The 14,069-nt window shown below is 67.6% G+C and carries 18 protein-coding genes; 12 read left to right on the top strand and 6 right to left on the bottom strand.

The genetic code is table 11. The annotated features are described in order from the left end of the window. Nucleotides 1-27 precede the first annotated feature (27 nt). Nucleotides 28-237, top strand: coding sequence for a cold-shock protein (locus AAD027_RS07315; RefSeq protein ID WP_267792250.1), 210 nt, complete (start codon nucleotides 28-30; stop codon nucleotides 235-237). 149 nt (nucleotides 238-386) lie between these two features. Here AAD027_RS07315 and AAD027_RS07320 read toward each other — a convergent pair whose 3' ends face one another. Both AAD027_RS07320 and AAD027_RS07325 read right to left on the bottom strand, forming a co-directional pair. Next, entirely contained in the window at nucleotides 387-857 is a 471-nt protein-coding gene (locus AAD027_RS07320; RefSeq protein ID WP_341725349.1) for a glycine zipper 2TM domain-containing protein, read from the bottom strand. Between the two features lie 136 nt (nucleotides 858-993). Beyond that, on the bottom strand, nucleotides 994-1,428 hold the full coding sequence (locus AAD027_RS07325; protein ID WP_341725350.1) for a hypothetical protein: 435 nt from the start codon (nucleotides 1,426-1,428) through the stop codon (nucleotides 994-996). Between the two features lie 89 nt (nucleotides 1,429-1,517). On the opposite strand from AAD027_RS07325, the gene AAD027_RS07330 reads away from it, so the two are divergent. Then, a complete protein-coding gene (locus tag AAD027_RS07330) occupies nucleotides 1,518-2,330 on the top strand; it encodes a tRNA threonylcarbamoyladenosine dehydratase (RefSeq protein WP_341725351.1) in 813 nt (270 codons plus the stop codon). A gap of 112 nt (nucleotides 2,331-2,442) precedes the next feature. Here AAD027_RS07330 and AAD027_RS07335 read toward each other — a convergent pair whose 3' ends face one another. Beyond that, the gene (locus AAD027_RS07335; RefSeq protein WP_341725352.1) at nucleotides 2,443-3,210 is read right to left on the bottom strand and encodes a TatD family hydrolase; all 768 of its coding nucleotides are present in this window, start codon (nucleotides 3,208-3,210) and stop codon (nucleotides 2,443-2,445) included. 6 nt (nucleotides 3,211-3,216) lie between these two features. Beyond that, nucleotides 3,217-3,441 (bottom strand): DUF6116 family protein, encoded by a 225-nt coding sequence (locus AAD027_RS07340; RefSeq protein WP_341725353.1) that lies wholly within the window; start codon nucleotides 3,439-3,441, stop codon nucleotides 3,217-3,219. 169 nt (nucleotides 3,442-3,610) lie between these two features. Here AAD027_RS07340 and AAD027_RS07345 point away from each other — a divergent pair, with 169 nt between their 5' ends. The 7 genes from AAD027_RS07345 to AAD027_RS07375 all read left to right on the top strand — a co-directional run bounded on the left by AAD027_RS07345 (nucleotide 3,611) and on the right by AAD027_RS07375 (nucleotide 10,795). Beyond that, nucleotides 3,611-4,429, top strand: a complete 819-nt coding sequence (locus AAD027_RS07345) for a glycine zipper 2TM domain-containing protein (RefSeq protein WP_341725354.1) — start codon at nucleotides 3,611-3,613, stop codon at nucleotides 4,427-4,429. A gap of 154 nt (nucleotides 4,430-4,583) precedes the next feature. Beyond that, on the top strand, nucleotides 4,584-5,747 hold the full coding sequence (locus tag AAD027_RS07350) for an acyl-CoA dehydrogenase family protein (RefSeq protein ID WP_341725355.1): 1,164 nt from the start codon (nucleotides 4,584-4,586) through the stop codon (nucleotides 5,745-5,747). Nucleotides 5,748-5,924: 177 nt separating this feature from the next. Next, complete coding sequence (locus AAD027_RS07355) at nucleotides 5,925-6,476, top strand: GNAT family N-acetyltransferase (RefSeq protein ID WP_341725356.1); 552 nt, start codon at nucleotides 5,925-5,927, stop codon at nucleotides 6,474-6,476. Beyond that, nucleotides 6,473-6,964: a nucleotidyltransferase family protein gene (locus AAD027_RS07360; protein ID WP_341725357.1), complete on the top strand. Its 492-nt coding sequence runs from the start codon at nucleotides 6,473-6,475 to the stop codon at nucleotides 6,962-6,964. Before AAD027_RS07355 ends, AAD027_RS07360 begins: the two co-directional genes overlap by 4 nt. Beyond that, entirely contained in the window at nucleotides 6,954-7,604 is a 651-nt protein-coding gene (locus tag AAD027_RS07365; protein WP_341725358.1) for a glutathione S-transferase family protein, read from the top strand. The genes AAD027_RS07360 and AAD027_RS07365 overlap by 11 nt, the downstream gene beginning before the upstream one ends. A 16-nt stretch (nucleotides 7,605-7,620) precedes the next feature. Then, a complete protein-coding gene (locus AAD027_RS07370; protein WP_341725359.1) occupies nucleotides 7,621-9,882 on the top strand; it encodes a thiamine pyrophosphate-dependent enzyme in 2,262 nt (753 codons plus the stop codon). Nucleotides 9,883-10,252: 370 nt separating this feature from the next. After that, a complete protein-coding gene (locus AAD027_RS07375) occupies nucleotides 10,253-10,795 on the top strand; it encodes an NADPH-dependent FMN reductase (protein WP_341725360.1) in 543 nt (180 codons plus the stop codon). Between the two features lie 18 nt (nucleotides 10,796-10,813). On the opposite strand, the gene ubiM is transcribed toward AAD027_RS07375, so the two are convergent. Next, nucleotides 10,814-12,046 (bottom strand): 5-demethoxyubiquinol-8 5-hydroxylase UbiM, encoded by a 1,233-nt coding sequence (ubiM, locus tag AAD027_RS07380; protein WP_341725361.1) that lies wholly within the window; start codon nucleotides 12,044-12,046, stop codon nucleotides 10,814-10,816. A 96-nt stretch (nucleotides 12,047-12,142) separates the two neighbouring features. After that, nucleotides 12,143-13,012: a CAF17-like 4Fe-4S cluster assembly/insertion protein YgfZ gene (gene ygfZ, locus AAD027_RS07385; RefSeq protein ID WP_425605414.1), complete on the bottom strand. Its 870-nt coding sequence runs from the start codon at nucleotides 13,010-13,012 to the stop codon at nucleotides 12,143-12,145. Nucleotides 13,013-13,051: 39 nt separating this feature from the next. Here ygfZ and AAD027_RS07390 point away from each other — a divergent pair, with 39 nt between their 5' ends. The 3 genes from AAD027_RS07390 to sdhD are packed head-to-tail and all read left to right on the top strand — an operon-like array spanning nucleotide 13,052 to nucleotide 14,067. Further along, a complete protein-coding gene (locus AAD027_RS07390) occupies nucleotides 13,052-13,237 on the top strand; it encodes a DUF1674 domain-containing protein (protein ID WP_341725363.1) in 186 nt (61 codons plus the stop codon). Nucleotides 13,238-13,294: 57 nt separating this feature from the next. After that, complete coding sequence (sdhC, locus tag AAD027_RS07395) at nucleotides 13,295-13,687, top strand: succinate dehydrogenase, cytochrome b556 subunit (protein WP_341725364.1); 393 nt, start codon at nucleotides 13,295-13,297, stop codon at nucleotides 13,685-13,687. Beyond that, nucleotides 13,684-14,067 (top strand): succinate dehydrogenase, hydrophobic membrane anchor protein, encoded by a 384-nt coding sequence (gene sdhD / locus AAD027_RS07400; RefSeq protein WP_341725365.1) that lies wholly within the window; start codon nucleotides 13,684-13,686, stop codon nucleotides 14,065-14,067. Before sdhC ends, sdhD begins: the two co-directional genes overlap by 4 nt. Nucleotides 14,068-14,069: the final 2 nt, after the last annotated feature.

The following is a 14,069-nucleotide window of genomic DNA, read 5'->3' on the forward strand; positions in this document are numbered from 1 at the left end:
CCACCACCCGTTCCAAGGAGCAAGTAGATGTCTGATCGTGAAACCGGGACCGTGAAATGGTTCAACGATGCCAAGGGCTTCGGCTTTATCAGCCGCGAAAATGGCGAAGACGTGTTCGTGCACTTCCGCGCCATCCAGAGCCAGGGCTTCAAGAGCCTGAAGGAAGGCCAGAAGGTCAGCTTCACCGTCGTGCAGGGCCAGAAGGGCCTGCAGGCGGACGCCGTGCAGGCGCTCTGACCCGAAGGCCGGACCCGCGCGCCACCGCGCGGACGCCACAGGAAAAAGCCCGGCATCGACCGGGCTTTTTCTTTGGCCGGCATCGGGGCCGGCATGCGCGGATAGCGGGCTCCGCGATTTCGATTTCCTGGCTTGTGGCGCGACGCGCCTCAGCGCAGCACCACGCGACCGTTCTGCACGCGCACGTAGGTGTTCTCGCGGATGCCGCCCAGGTCGTTCTGGTTGATGGTCACGCGACGGCCATCGTCCATGCGCACGGTGAGGTTGTAGCTCTCGCCGTTGTTGCGGTTCTGGATCGCGTTGCCGGTCGCGGCGCCGGCAACGGCGCCTGCGACGGTGGAGACGTTCTTGTTGCCTTCGCTGCCACCGGTGCGGTCGGAGATCTGGCGACCGGCGACGGCGCCCACGATGCCACCGAGCACGGCGCCCGTGCGCGAGGGTGTCCCGCCCGACACCACGTCGATGCGTTCGACGATGCCGCAGTCGGCGCAATAGCGATTGGACGGGGCGGGGTTGTTGTAACCGCCACCGTAGCCGCTGCCATAACCAGGAGATGTGCTGGCGCAGCCTGCCAACGCGACGCAGGTGGTGATGCCAAGAGCGATCAGTCGGGTCTTCATGCGGTTCTCCTGAGTTGTCGGGCGCGGCATGCGGGCCGCGTGCGATGCTTCACATCGCATGGCCGCATCGTCTCCCCGTCCACGTGAACGCCGTGGCAATCGGGCCGCTTTCGCGGCCCGAGGTGTCAGCGCGAGTTCAGCCGCGGAAATCCTGGTGGCAGCCCTTGCAGCTTTCCCCGACCTGCTTCACCACCGCACCGGCGGCGGTGCAGTCGGTGGGCGGCGCGCCCAGCGTGGCGTCGAGGTGCGCGCGGAACTGGCTGGCATGCGTGCCGAAGCGCGGATCGTCGGCCAGGTTCGGGAACGCCAGTTCCAGGTCGTTGGCCATCGTGCGCAGTGCGCGCACGTGCGGCACGGTGTCGGTGGCGGCGCAGCGGTTCTGCTTCACCTTGTCGGCCAGCAGCCCGGAATGCTTGGACATCACGTGCATCACGCTGTCGGGGAAATGGTCCTTGCGTGCCTGCAGCGCGCGCAAAGCCATGACCGTGCAGATCGCGCCCACCACCAGGCCGATCAGGAACAGGAAGAAATAGCGTGAGGCGTTGGACGACTTGGCGGGCTGGCTGGCCATGAGGCGGGCTCCTTCTGGGGTGATGGCGCGATGGTACGGTGTGATGGTACGACGGCCGTCGCAGTTTCCGCCACGTTTACAATGGCCGGATGAAGAAAGAACTCCGGGATCGTTTCGCCGGCATCGACCGCCTGTACGGGCGGGGCGCGGTCGAGCGCCATGCGCACAGCCGTGTCGCCATCGTCGGCATGGGCGGCGTGGGATCGTGGGTGGTCGAGGCGCTGGCGCGTTCGGGCGTGGGCCACCTGACGCTGATCGACGCCGACGACATCTGCGTGTCCAACACCAACCGGCAGTTGCCGGCGCTGGAGGGCCACTACGGCCGCAACAAGGCCGAGGCCATGGCCGAGCGTTGCCGCGCGATCAATCCGTTGATCGAGGTGGACGCGGTGCCGATGTTCCTTACCGGCGGCAACATGGCCGAACTGCTCGACCGCGGCTTCGACCTGGTGCTGGACGCGTGCGACAGCTTCCGCGTCAAGGTGGAGATGATCGCGTGGTGCCGCCGCCGCAAGCTGCCCATCGTGGTGTCCGGTTCGGCGGGCGGGCGTACCGATCCCACCCAGATCCGCCTGCGCGACCTGTCCCGCACCGAGCACGACGCATTGCTGGCGCTGGTGCGCAAGAAGTTGCGCAGCGATTTCAACTTCCCCAAGAATCCCGACCGCTATTTCGGCGTACAGGCGGTGTATTCGCTGGAGAACGTCAAGTATCCGCAGGCCGACGGCAGCGTCTGCGGCCTGCGCCCGCAACTGGGCGCGGATGCGGCGCTGAAACTGGACTGCGGCGTCGGCCTGGGCGCGGCCACGCACATCACCGGCGCCTTCGCGTTCGCGATGGTCGGCAAGGCCTTGGAACTGTTGTCCAAGCCGAAGAAGGACGCCGCATCCTCTGCATCGTAATCTTGTAGGAGCGCCCTGGGGCGCGATGCTCTTGCTTCATGGAACGCTGAAAAGCATCGCGCCCCAGGGCGATCTCACAGACAGCCGGAGGGCATCGCGCCCAAGGTCGCGCCTACGGGGGCGGCAAGCCGAACAACCGTTCGGCGTTGCGGGTGGTGGCCTGGGCGATCGCTTCGGGCGGCTCGCCACGCAGTCCGGCGATGGCATCGCGCACCACGGCCAGCCGCGCCGGCTCGTTGCGTTGCCCGCGGATCCCGCTGTCGGGCTGGTCCGGCGCATCGGTTTCCAGCAGCAGGCAGTCCAGCGGCATCGTCGCCACCAGCCCACGCAGCCGGTTGGCACGTTCGTAGGTCACCGGGCCGCCCAACCCGATCATGAAACCGAGTTGCCAGAGCTGCCGCGCCTGCTCCGCGCTGCCGGAAAAGCTGTGCACCACGCCACGCAGCCCACCGATGCGCTTGAACGAGGCGATCACCGCATCGACCGCGCGGCGCGCGTGCACGATCACCGGCAGGTCGAACTCGCGCGCCAGCCGCAGTTGCCCGTCGAAATAGAACTGCTGCTGTTCGGCATCCAGTCCCTCGACGAAGTAATCCAGCCCGCATTCGCCCACCGCCACCGGCCGCTCGCGCACGATCCAGTCGCGCAGTTCGTCCAGGTGCGGCGGCCGGTGCGATGACAGGTACATCGGATGCAGCCCGTAGGCGGGGAACAGCCCGTCGTCCACCGCGCACACGTCCCGCAGTTTCGCCCAGCCTGCCGCGTCCACGGCCGGCACGATCTGCCGGCCGACGCCGGCCGCGCGCGCGCGCGCGATCACCGCGTCGCGGTCATGATCCAGTTCGGGGGCATCCAGGTGGCAATGGCTGTCGACCAGCATCGCGCATCACCGGTGGGGATCGGTCTGCTCGATCACCGTATCGTCGGTCTTGCGACGCTTCCAGTTGGCCAGCAGCAGGGTGCCCAGGCCGAACAGGATCTCTTCCACGAAGGGAATCGGGTCGGGGATGACCACGCTCAGCAGGAACAGGGCGGCCGTGATCTTGAACAGGGTGGGGTAACGCAGCTTCTGCGCCCAGTTGAGGATCGGCAGCAGGATCGGGTTCGGCATGACGGCGTGCTCGACAGTGTTGACGGCCGTCACGCTAGCATGTCCACGGCCTCGTGGAAGCGTTCATTTTCCGTTGTTTTCCACCCACCGGAGCAGGTACTTGGTTCAGGTTGGTAGTGGTGCAATGATGATCGTTACGAATCGGGGACGGCCCGACTTGGAGGCAGCGATGAAGAGCAATACCACTACGATTCTGGTCGCCGTTGGCGCGCTGTTGGTGGGCGGTGTGGCCACGGCTGCGTTCCTCAAGGGTGGCGACAAGAGCCCGGCGGCCGATACCGCCATCACGGCGCCGACGACGGAGAGTTCGCTGGTCGCGGACGATGCGGCGGCGACCGACAACCTGATCCCGGCCAGCACCCTGCAGTACGCCGAGGTGCTGAAGGCCGATCCGGTCACCAGTTCCGAGAAACTCTACGCCACCGTGATCGGCACCGAGCCGGTGCGCGAGACCACCACCACGACCACCCCGCGCGAAGTCTGCGAGGACGTGGTGGTGGAAGAACGCCTGCCCGAACGCGACGGCAACGTCGGCGGCACCGTGGCCGGCGCCGTGATCGGCGGCGTGCTGGGCAACCAGGTCGGCAAGGGCAGCGGCCGCAAGGCCGCGACGGTGGCCGGCGCGGTGGCCGGCGGCGCCATCGGCAACCAGGTGGACAAGCGCCACGTGGGCGGCAAGGTCGTCTCCCGCACCGAGCGCCAGTGCCACACCGAGAACGCCCGTTCCGAATCCTCGCGCGTCACCGGCTACAACGTGACCTACCGCAACCCGGATGGCACCACCGGCACCATGCGCATGGGCAGCAAGCCGGGCACCCGCATCGCCCTGGGCACCACCGACAAGGTGATCGGCTACGACGTGACCTATCGTTTCGATGGCCAGGAAAAGACCATCCGCATGGAAGAGAAGCCGGGCGAACGCCTGCCGGTGATCGATGGCAAGGTGGTGACGCAGACCGCCAGCGCGGATACGCCCGACAAGGGTTGACCGAAGCGCCCCGGTCGCCGGGGGGCCTGCATTTCCACGTAGCACCCAGCAAAGGTCGGCATTTCGCCGGCCTTTGCTTTACGGACTGGCGCTTACCGGGGCCGAGGCGCTCCGAATACAATGGGTCGATTACCCGCAAATCGGTTGACCCGCAATGGCCCTGAACCCGTACGACCTGTTCGATGTCCGTTCCCTGCTGACTGAAGAAGAGCGCGCCGTGCAGGACGCGGTGGCCCGGTTCACCGACGAGCGCGTGCGCCCGATCATCGGCGACGCCTTCGACCAGGGCCGGTTTCCCGGGGAACTGGTGCCGGAAATCGCCGAGATGGGCCTGCTGGGCTCCTCGCTGCCGGAAAAGTACGACTGCGCCGGCCTCAACGCGGTCAGCTACGGCCTGATCTGCCAGGAACTGGAGCGCGGAGACAGCGGCATCCGCAGCTTCGTCAGCGTGCAGTCCTCGCTGTGCATGTACCCCATCTACGCCTACGGCAGCGAGGAACAGCGCCAGCGCTGGCTGCCGGATATGGCCGCGGGCAAGGTCATCGGCTGCTTCGGCCTGACCGAACCGCACGGCGGCTCCGATCCGGCCAACATGAAGACCAGCGCGCGCCGCGACGGCGACGACTGGGTGATCAACGGCTCCAAGATGTGGATCACCAACGGCAACCTGGCCGACATCGCCATCGTATGGGCGCAGACCGACGACGGCATCCAGGGTTTCCTGATCGAGAAGGGCACGCCCGGATTCACCGCCCAGGTGATCAAGCACAAGATGAGCCTGCGCGCCTCGGTGACCAGCGCGCTGTTCTTCGACAACGTGCGCCTGCCCGACAGCAGCCGCCTGCCCAACGTCAAGGGCCTGAAAGGCCCGCTGGGCTGCCTGACCCAGGCCCGCTACGGCATCACCTGGGGCCCGATCGGCGCGGCCATCGCCTGTCTGGACGAGGCGCTGAACTATTCCAAGGAACGCATCCTGTTCGACCGCCCGGTGGCGGCCACGCAGAGCGCGCAGATCAAGCTGGCCGAGATGGCCCGTCGCATCACCATGGCGCAACTCCTGTCGCTGCAACTGGGTCGCCTGAAGGATGCCGGCACCATGCAGCCGTCGCAGGTCTCGCTGGCGAAGTGGAACAACTGCCGCATGGCCATCGACATCGCGCGCGAGTGCCGCGACCTGCTGGGCGGCGCGGGCATCACCACCGAGCACGCCGCGATCCGACACGCGCTGAACCTGGAGTCGGTGATCACCTACGAAGGCACGGAGACCGTGCACCAACTGGTGATCGGCCGCGAGCTGACCGGCATCAACGCGTTCTGAGGGTTTCCCCTCTCCCGCGTGTGGGAGAAGGGTTTGTCCCGTATCCGATGCGGGGTAGCGCGTAGCGCCGGATGAGGGCACGCAAGTAGGCATGCGCCGAAGGACGGAGGGAAGAGGGCACGTAGCGTTCCGTCCTTCATGGCGACTGACTTCCCGTAGTGGAATGACGCGATACAGATGAGCCTTTCCGATCTCCAAATCGAAACCCCGCGCCTGATCCTGCGCCTGCCCACGCGTGCCGACTACGAGCCGTGGGCGGCGTTCGTCGCCGACGAGGAAGCCACCCGCCACATCGGCGGCACGCAGGCGCGTTCGCCGGCGTGGCGCAGCCTGGCGGCGATGCTGGGCAGTTGGCACCTGCAGGGTTTCGCGATGTTCTCGGTGATCGAGAAGGCGACCGGCCGCTGGGTCGGCCGGGTGGGACCGTGGCAACCGGAAGAATGGCCGGGCACCGAAGTCGGCTGGAGCATCGCCCGCGAGGCGTGGGGGCGCGGCTACGCGCCGGAGGCGGCGGCTGCCAGCATCGACTGGGCCTTCGACCACCTGGGCTGGGACGAGGTCATCCATACGATCGCTCCGGAAAACACCAACTCCAAGGCCGTCGCGGACAAGCTGGGCTCCACCTTCCTGCGCATGGGCGAACTGCCCGAGCCGCATCATGGCAAGCCCGTGGAGATCTGGGGCCAGACGCGCGCGCAATGGCGGGCACGCAAGGCGGCCGCGCCGTGACTCCCACCGGCACGCTGCACGATGCGTTGCGGACCGCGTTGCCGGTCATCGTGGATACGTTCCACGAGCCCTGGTGGATCATCGGCAGTGCGGCGATGGCGCTCTCCGGTGTGCCTGGCGTCGTGCCGCACGACATCGACGTGCTGTGCAGCGTGCGCGATGCCGACGCGCTGCGCGCCACATGGTCGCGGCATCTGGATGCCGGCTACACGCCTCGGGACGAGGCGCGCTTCCGCTCCCGTTTCGCGTGCTTCATCCACTTGCCCATGCCCTTGGAGGCGATGGGCGGACTGGAGGTCATGACGGGGGCGGGCTGGCGGCCGGTGCGGGTTGCGGCGGCCACGCACGTCCGCATCGCGGGAACGGAAGTGCCCATGCCGACGCTGGACGAACAGCGGCGCATCCTGCATCTGTTCGGTCGCGACAAGGACCTGGCCAAGGCCGTCATGCTGGACCACTTCACCAAGGATGCACCCCATGTCGCCTGACGCCGTCACCGTGCATGGCATGTCCACCTCCGGCAACTGCCACAAGGTGCGCCTGCTGCTCGAGCAGTTGGGCCGCCCCTACCAGTGGGTGGAAGTGGACAGCGCCAACGGCGCCACGCGCACGCCGGAATACCTGGCCAAGAATCCCAACGGCAAAGTGCCGATGCTGGAACGCGCCGATGGCCGCATCCTGGTCGAGTCCAACGCCATCCTGTGCTGGCTGGCCGAGGGTACTCCGTTCCTTCCCGCCGATGCCTGGCAACGCGCGCAGGTGCTGAGCTGGCTGTTCTTCGAGCAGTACAGCCACGAGCCCTACATCGCGGTGGCGCGCTTCATCCGCGGCTGGACGCCGCCGGATTCGCCGCGCCGCGCGGACCTGCCGCGATTGGTCGAACGGGGCGGGCAGGCGTTGGCGGTGATGGAGAAGCACCTGCAATCCGCCGACTGGTTCACCGGCGATGCCTATGGCGTGGCCGACATCGCCCTGTTCGCCTATACCCATTGCGCGGGCGATGGCGGATTCGAGTTGCGGAAATTGCCCCGGATCACCGACTGGCTGGCGCGCGTCCGCGCGACACCCGGTTTCATTCCCATGCCGGCCGTGAGCGATGAAGTCGCCGCACGCCTGGCCACTTCCTGAGTCCGCCAAGACCATCATGACGTCCAAACCGATTCCCGCCCGCATGAAGGGCCTCAACCGCGCCGAGATCTGCGACCAGAACTTCATCGAGTTCGTGAAGGAGTGGAACGGCCAGCCAGGCGCGAAGCCATCGGCGGGCGATGCGATCCTGCCCGGCAGCGCGCTGGACGCGCGCAGCTTCGCCGAGCTGCTGGAATCACAACTGATCTCGCGCCACCTCGACCTGATGGCGCGCGTGCTGCGCGTGCAGAACAAGGTCTTCTACACCATCGGCAGTTCCGGCCACGAAGGCAACGCGATGGTGGCGCGGCTGACGCGGCATACCGATCCGGCCTTCCTGCATTACCGCAGCGGCGGTTTCATGGCCGAGCGCTTCCGCAAGCTGCCGGGCATGGATCCGGTGATGGATTCGGCGCTGTCGTTCGCCGCCAGCGCAGAGGATCCGGCCTCCGGCGGCCGCCACAAGGTGTGGGGCAGCAAACCATTGTGGGTGCTGCCGCAGACTTCCACCATCGCCTCGCACCTGCCCAAGGCGCTGGGCACGGCGGTGGCGATCGAGCAGGCGCGCCGCATCGGCCACGCGCTGCCGATCCCGGAGGACAGCATCGCCATCTGCTCGTTCGGCGATGCCTCCAGCAACCACGCCACCGCGCAGACCGCGTTCAACGCGGCGGCGTGGACGGCTTACCAGAAGCTGCCGGCGCCGGTGCTGTTCGTCTGCGAGGACAACGGCATCGGCATTTCGGTGAAGACCCCGGACGGCTGGATCGGCCGCAACTTCCGCGACCGCGCCGACCTGGATTACTTCCACGCCGACGGCCTGGACCTGGCCAACGGCTACGGCCAGGCGCAGGCGGCGGTGGAACACTGCCGCCGCACGCGTCGCCCGACGTTCCTGCACCTGCGCACCACCCGCATCATGGGCCACGCCGGCACCGACTTCGAGATCGAGTGGCGTTCCATCGAGGAACTGTGCGCGGTGGAGGCGACCGATCCGCTGCTGCGCAGCGCGGCCATCGCGCTGGAATCCGGCCTGATGTCGAAGGACGACCTGCTGGCGCTGTACGAAAGCACACGCAAGCGCTGCTTCGCCGCCGCCGAGGATGCCGACCGCCGGCCGCGCATCGCCACGCTGGAAGAGGTGATGGCGCCGCTGGCGCCGTACACGCCGGATGCGGTGGCGAAGGAAGCCGCGCGTCCCGCGCCGCCCGACAGGCGCGTGGCCGCGTTCGGCAGCGAGGACAAGTTGCCGGAAAAGCAACCGCCGCGCCACCTGGCCATCCAGATCAACAACGCGCTGCACGACCTGTTCTGCAAGTACCCCGAGGCGCTGCTGTTCGGCGAGGACGTGGCGCAGAAGGGCGGCGTCTATACCGTCACCAAGGGACTGCACAGGACCTTCAAGGGCAGCCGCGTGTTCAACACGCTGCTGGACGAGACGATGATCCTGGGCCTGGCGCAGGGCTACGCCAACCTGGGCATGTTGCCGCTGCCGGAGATCCAGTACCTGGCGTACTTCCACAACGCCTGCGACCAGATCCGGGGCGAGGCGGCCAGCCTGCAGTTCTTCAGCAACGACCAGTACCGCAACCCGATGGTGGTGCGCATCGCCGGGCTGGGCTACCAGCGCGGCTTCGGTGGGCACTTCCACAACGACAATTCGATCGCCGCGCTGCGCGACATCCCCGGCCTGGTGGTCGGCTGCGCGTCGCGCGGCGACGATGCGGCCACCATGCTGCGCACGCTGACCGCGCTGGCGAAGGTGGACGGGCGCGTCACCGTGTTCCTCGAGCCGATCGCGCTGTACATGGCCAAGGATCTGTACGAGGCCGGCGATGGCCAGTGGCTGTTCCCGTATCCCGCACAGGACGAGGCGATGCCTTTGGGCGAAGGCCGCGTGTACGACGACAAGGCCGACGACCTGGTGATCTTCACCTACGGCAACGGTGTGCCGATGAGCCTGCGCGCCGCGCGCAGCATCGGGAAGAAGCATGGCTGGAAGGTGCGCGTGGTCGACCTGCGCTGGCTGGTGCCGCTCAACGAGACCTTCATCGCCGAACAGGCGAAGACCGCCAAGCGCATCCTGATCGTCGACGAGGGCCGCCATTCGGCCGGCGTGGGCGAGGGCGTCATCACCGCCATCGCGGAAGCGGGTTACCGCGCGCGACCGTTCCAGCGCGTGGTGGGGGCCGATACCTACACGCCGCTGGCCGGCGCGGCGTTCCTGGTGCTGCCGGGCGACGAGGACATCGTGGCGGCGGCCGACCGGCTGGCGTGATGCGGGGCCATGAGCGGTCGGGCTGTGAAGGCATCGGCACAAGGCTTCTTTCGTGGGGCGCGATTGTAGGAGCGGGCCATGCCCGCGATGCTCTTTGCAGAGAAGGGCATCGCGCCCATGGGGCGCTCCTACAAGGGAGCGAGGGGGCAGGAGCGGCTTCGGCCGCGACCGGATTCCCGGCGAGGCCTGCTCGGAACCTGGCCGTTCATCACGCGGGCGCGCTGCGGCGCGTTGATCGTCATGCGAATGGCAGGGCTATCGTGGCGCGGGCTGAAGCACTCCCACAGGACGCGGCATCCTGCGGAATCCGGAACGCGCGGCAGCGGGGCAAGCTCCGCTCTACAATGCCGGCACATCCAGAGGAGCGGCCATGACCATCCCCCGCATCGGCATCATCGTCGGCAGCCTGCGCCAGGGCTCGTTCAATCGTCAGTTGGCGAACGCGGTGGCCAAGCTGGCGGGCGACCGGTTCGCGTTCGGGTTCATCGACATCGGCGACCTGCCGTTGTACGACCAGGACGACGATGCGGACTTCCCCGCCGCCGGCCTGCGTTTCAAGCAGCAGGTCGAAGAGTGCGACGCGCTGCTGTTCGTCACGCCGGAATACAACCGTTCCATCCCCGGCGTGCTGAAGAACGCCATCGACATCGGCACGCGGCCGGGCGGCAGCAATTCGTTCGCCGGCAAGCGCGGCGCGATCATCGGCACGTCGCCGGGCGCCCATGGCACGGTGTCGTCGCAACAGCACCTGCGCAACGTACTGGCGGCGGTGGACGTGGCGGTGTTGCCGCAGCCGGAGATCGCGGTGCAGTTCCGCGAGGGGCAGATCGATGCCGATGGCGAGGTCGCGGACGAACGCCTGCACAAGCGGCTGCTGCTGTTCCTCGATCGTTTCGAGGCCTGGCTGGGCTGAATCAAGCGCGGGTGCGCTTCAGCCCGGCCGCAGGTGCGCCAGTCCATCGCGCAGCCGTCGCCAGGCGGGCACATCCGCCGGGCTTTCGTCCACCAATGCCGCCGCCATGGCGCGGCGAAAGGGCAGCAGGCGACTGCCCATCCTCAACACGTTTTCGCGAAGAAGGCGGGCAGGGGCATGATCGTTCGTATACAGGTCGACGATGGCGCGGGTGGCCAGGTACAAAGGCCGCGTGCCCTGCCTGTGCCGGCGCTCGTAGCGGGCCAGCAGGCGTGGTGCGCCCAGGTCGCCATGCCGCGCCAGCGCGTCGCGTGCCAGGTCGGCCAGCCGCTCCACGCTGGCCAGGCCCAGATTGAAGCCATGCGCGGTCACCGGATGCATGCCCACGGCCGCGTCGCCGGCCAGGGCGAAGCGCCGGCCCACGAAGCGCCGCGCATACACGGCCACCAGCGGATAGACGTGGCGGCTGCTCTCCAGTTGCATGGCGCCCAGCCGGTGGTGGAAGCGCCGCTCCATCTCGTCCGCGAATTCGTCCACCGGCAATCGCAGCAGATGCCGTGCCTCGCCATCGGGCAACGTCACCACCGTCGAGGACAGGTGCGCCTGCAGCGGCAGCAGCGCGAGGGTCTGCCCGTGGCCAAACCACTCCCAGGCGGTGCCTTCGTTCGGGCGTTCGTGGCGCATGCGGCAGACCAGCATGCTCTTGCCGAAGTCGTGCTGGTCGGCGCCGATCCCCATCGCGCGGCGCGTCTCGGAAAACCGGCTGTCCGCCGCGATCAGCAGCGGGGCCTGCAGGCGCATGCCATCCCCAAGGACCAGGCAGGCGCTGGCGTCGGTGGTGTGCACGGACTGCACGCGCGCATCGTCGAACAGGTCCAGGTGCAGCATGTCGCGGACGGCTTGCCATGCCGCTTCGCGGATGCGGTGGTTGGGCACCAGCATCCCCAGTCGGGACTTGCCGGCCAGCGCCGCGTCCACCTGCACGGCATGAGGGGATTCGCCGTCCATCACCCGGGCGGCGCGCAGCGGCGACAGCTCGGCAGGGGGTAGATGCTTCCAGATGCCCAGGTCGCGCAGCAGGCGCATCGAGGCATGGGTCAGTGCGATCTCGCGGCCATCGAAGGCCGGCGCCATGATCGCCGCGCGCGGCTGTCTCTCCACCAGCGCCACCCTCAGCGACAGGTCGCCGAAGGCACGCGCCAGGCACAGGCCCACCGGACCGGCGCCGACAATCACGACGTCATGGTGCATCTGCAGCGCTCCACCGGGACTCTCCGCAGTCTAGGCATCGCACGGGCGGCGTCATTGACATGGATCAATCGCGGCGCCGGAGGAAGCGCCGGTGCGTCAGCGTTGCAGGCCGCCCGCCAGCGGTTGCCGGCGCAGCGGTAGTCCGTTGGCGGTCAGACCCTCGCCATCGTGTTCCAGCGGCACTACGGCCAGCAGCAGGCACTCATCTCCATGCCGGGAACAGGCCACCACTTCGCCCACGTCATTCTCGGCACTGCGTACCATGACACCTTCCGGGATCTCTCCCGTGGCGGCAAACAGCATCAGGCCGCGCTTGGCTTTCCCGAGGAAGTGGGTGCGGGCCACGATCTCCTGGCCCGGGTAGCAGCCTTTCTTGACGCTGAAAGCCTGCAGGCGGTCCAGCGACAGTTGTTGCGGCGTCCACTGCTCGCGTTGAGAGGCGGGCAGGCGCGGTACACCGTGGCGCAGGTCGAAGTCGAGCCATGCCTGTTGCCGGGCCGGATCGGGAGACGCTTCCGCTGACGACGAAAGCCACAGCGTGCGTGGCCCGCCGTCGCCACCCAGGTCCAGTTCGAGCCCTTCTCCGGACACGCCGATCCGCGCGGCACGCGCCTGGGCGGGTGGGGCGAATGCGCCGATCGCCCGCGAGCCGTCCGCCACCGCGATCTTCAACTTTCGTCGAAAGACATAGCGCTGCAATGCAGTGGCGAACGCGTCCGCCGGGTAATCGGGCAATACCAGCTTGAGCTGATCGTCGGCGACCCTGGCCAGCAAGAACAGCGCAATCACGCGGCCTTTGGGCGTCAGCCACGCATTCCATTGCCACTGGCCGGTCGGTAGACCGGTCACGTCGTTGGCGAACTGCGCATGGGCGAAAGCCACGGCCTCCGGGCCTTCCAGCGCGATGACGGCATGGTCGGCGAGGGCGAATCCGGACACAGTGGTACGGGAAAGGTTGTCAGCCACGGGGGCGGGGATTAAAATTTTGTGCGTTGCGAGACCGCCATGATAGGTCAAACTCCACCGATCCCCGATACCGATCCCGGAACACAGCCGCCCGCAGGCGAACCTTTGCCCACTGGGCAACAGGACGCCGAGGTGGTCGTGCAGAAGGAGATCGGCGGGCGCGGCGGCCTCGAGCCGACACGTTACGGGGATTGGGAAAAAAACGGGCGCTGCATCGATTTCTGATCAGCGTTGAGCCAACGCGGTGCAAGCACCGCCCAGCCGAGACAACGAGCGCAGCGAATGGCGACCCCACAACGTCCGCTTTCCCCCCATCTGCAGGTCTACCGTTGGCAGATCCAGATGGTCACCTCCATCCTCCACCGCGGTACGGGTGTCGTGCTGGCCGCTGGCGCACTGATCATCACCGCGGGACTGTTGACGCTGATGCTGGGCCCGGAAGCATGGAACTGCTTCACCTCCCTTGCCGGCGCCTGGTATGGCCAGCTCTTCCTGTTCGGCTGGACCTGGGCCTTCGCCTACCACCTGTGCAACGGCATCCGCCACATCGTGCAGGACTTCGCCATCGGCTACGGCATCGCCACCTTCGTGCGCAGCAGCTGGCTGTCGGTGATCGGCAGCCTGGTCATCACCGCCCTGGTGTGGGCGTATGTGCTGCTGGGAGGTGGCGCGTGAGCGACTTCCGTACTCCCATCAAGAACGCTCGCGGCCTGGGCTCGGCCAAGACCGGCACCGAGCATTTCGTCCACCAGCGCCTGACCGCCACCGCGCTGGTCGCGCTGACGATCTGGTTCCTGGTGTTCGTGCTCAGCCTGGTCGGCGCCGACTACGCGACCGCCACCGCCGCGGTGGCCAAGCCGTGGAACGCGGTGCTGCTGGTGGGCTTCCTGGTCGCGATGTTCTGGCATGCGCAGCTCGGCCTGCAGGTCGTGCTGGAAGACTACGTGCACAACTCGCTGCTCGCCCTGGCGGTGCAGACCACCGTCAAGTTCATCGCCGTGCTGGGCGCCATCGTGAGCGTCTTCGCCGTGGCCCGCATCGCGCTGGGGAATTGAGT

This window comes from Pseudoxanthomonas putridarboris (assembly GCF_038321125.1).
Lineage (GTDB): Bacteria > Pseudomonadota > Gammaproteobacteria > Xanthomonadales > Xanthomonadaceae > Pseudoxanthomonas_A > Pseudoxanthomonas_A putridarboris.

What these genes read in the sequence shown, in the direction of transcription:
- AAD027_RS07315 (WP_267792250.1), top strand. Translation starts at nt 28, where the DNA reads ATGTCTGATCGTGAAACCGGGACCGTGAAATGGTTCAACGATGCCAAG.
- AAD027_RS07320 (WP_341725349.1), bottom strand. Translation starts at nt 857, where the DNA reads ATGAAGACCCGACTGATCGCTCTTGGCATCACCACCTGCGTCGCGTTG.
- AAD027_RS07325 (WP_341725350.1), bottom strand. Translation starts at nt 1,428, where the DNA reads ATGGCCAGCCAGCCCGCCAAGTCGTCCAACGCCTCACGCTATTTCTTC.
- AAD027_RS07330 (WP_341725351.1), top strand. Translation starts at nt 1,518, where the DNA reads ATGAAGAAAGAACTCCGGGATCGTTTCGCCGGCATCGACCGCCTGTAC.
- AAD027_RS07335 (WP_341725352.1), bottom strand. Translation starts at nt 3,210, where the DNA reads ATGCTGGTCGACAGCCATTGCCACCTGGATGCCCCCGAACTGGATCAT.
- AAD027_RS07340 (WP_341725353.1), bottom strand. Translation starts at nt 3,441, where the DNA reads ATGCCGAACCCGATCCTGCTGCCGATCCTCAACTGGGCGCAGAAGCTG.
- AAD027_RS07345 (WP_341725354.1), top strand. Translation starts at nt 3,611, where the DNA reads ATGAAGAGCAATACCACTACGATTCTGGTCGCCGTTGGCGCGCTGTTG.
- AAD027_RS07350 (WP_341725355.1), top strand. Translation starts at nt 4,584, where the DNA reads ATGGCCCTGAACCCGTACGACCTGTTCGATGTCCGTTCCCTGCTGACT.
- AAD027_RS07355 (WP_341725356.1), top strand. Translation starts at nt 5,925, where the DNA reads ATGAGCCTTTCCGATCTCCAAATCGAAACCCCGCGCCTGATCCTGCGC.
- AAD027_RS07365 (WP_341725358.1), top strand. Translation starts at nt 6,954, where the DNA reads ATGTCGCCTGACGCCGTCACCGTGCATGGCATGTCCACCTCCGGCAAC.
- AAD027_RS07370 (WP_341725359.1), top strand. Translation starts at nt 7,621, where the DNA reads ATGACGTCCAAACCGATTCCCGCCCGCATGAAGGGCCTCAACCGCGCC.
- AAD027_RS07375 (WP_341725360.1), top strand. Translation starts at nt 10,253, where the DNA reads ATGACCATCCCCCGCATCGGCATCATCGTCGGCAGCCTGCGCCAGGGC.
- ubiM (WP_341725361.1), bottom strand. Translation starts at nt 12,046, where the DNA reads ATGCACCATGACGTCGTGATTGTCGGCGCCGGTCCGGTGGGCCTGTGC.
- AAD027_RS07390 (WP_341725363.1), top strand. Translation starts at nt 13,052, where the DNA reads ATGATAGGTCAAACTCCACCGATCCCCGATACCGATCCCGGAACACAG.
- sdhC (WP_341725364.1), top strand. Translation starts at nt 13,295, where the DNA reads ATGGCGACCCCACAACGTCCGCTTTCCCCCCATCTGCAGGTCTACCGT.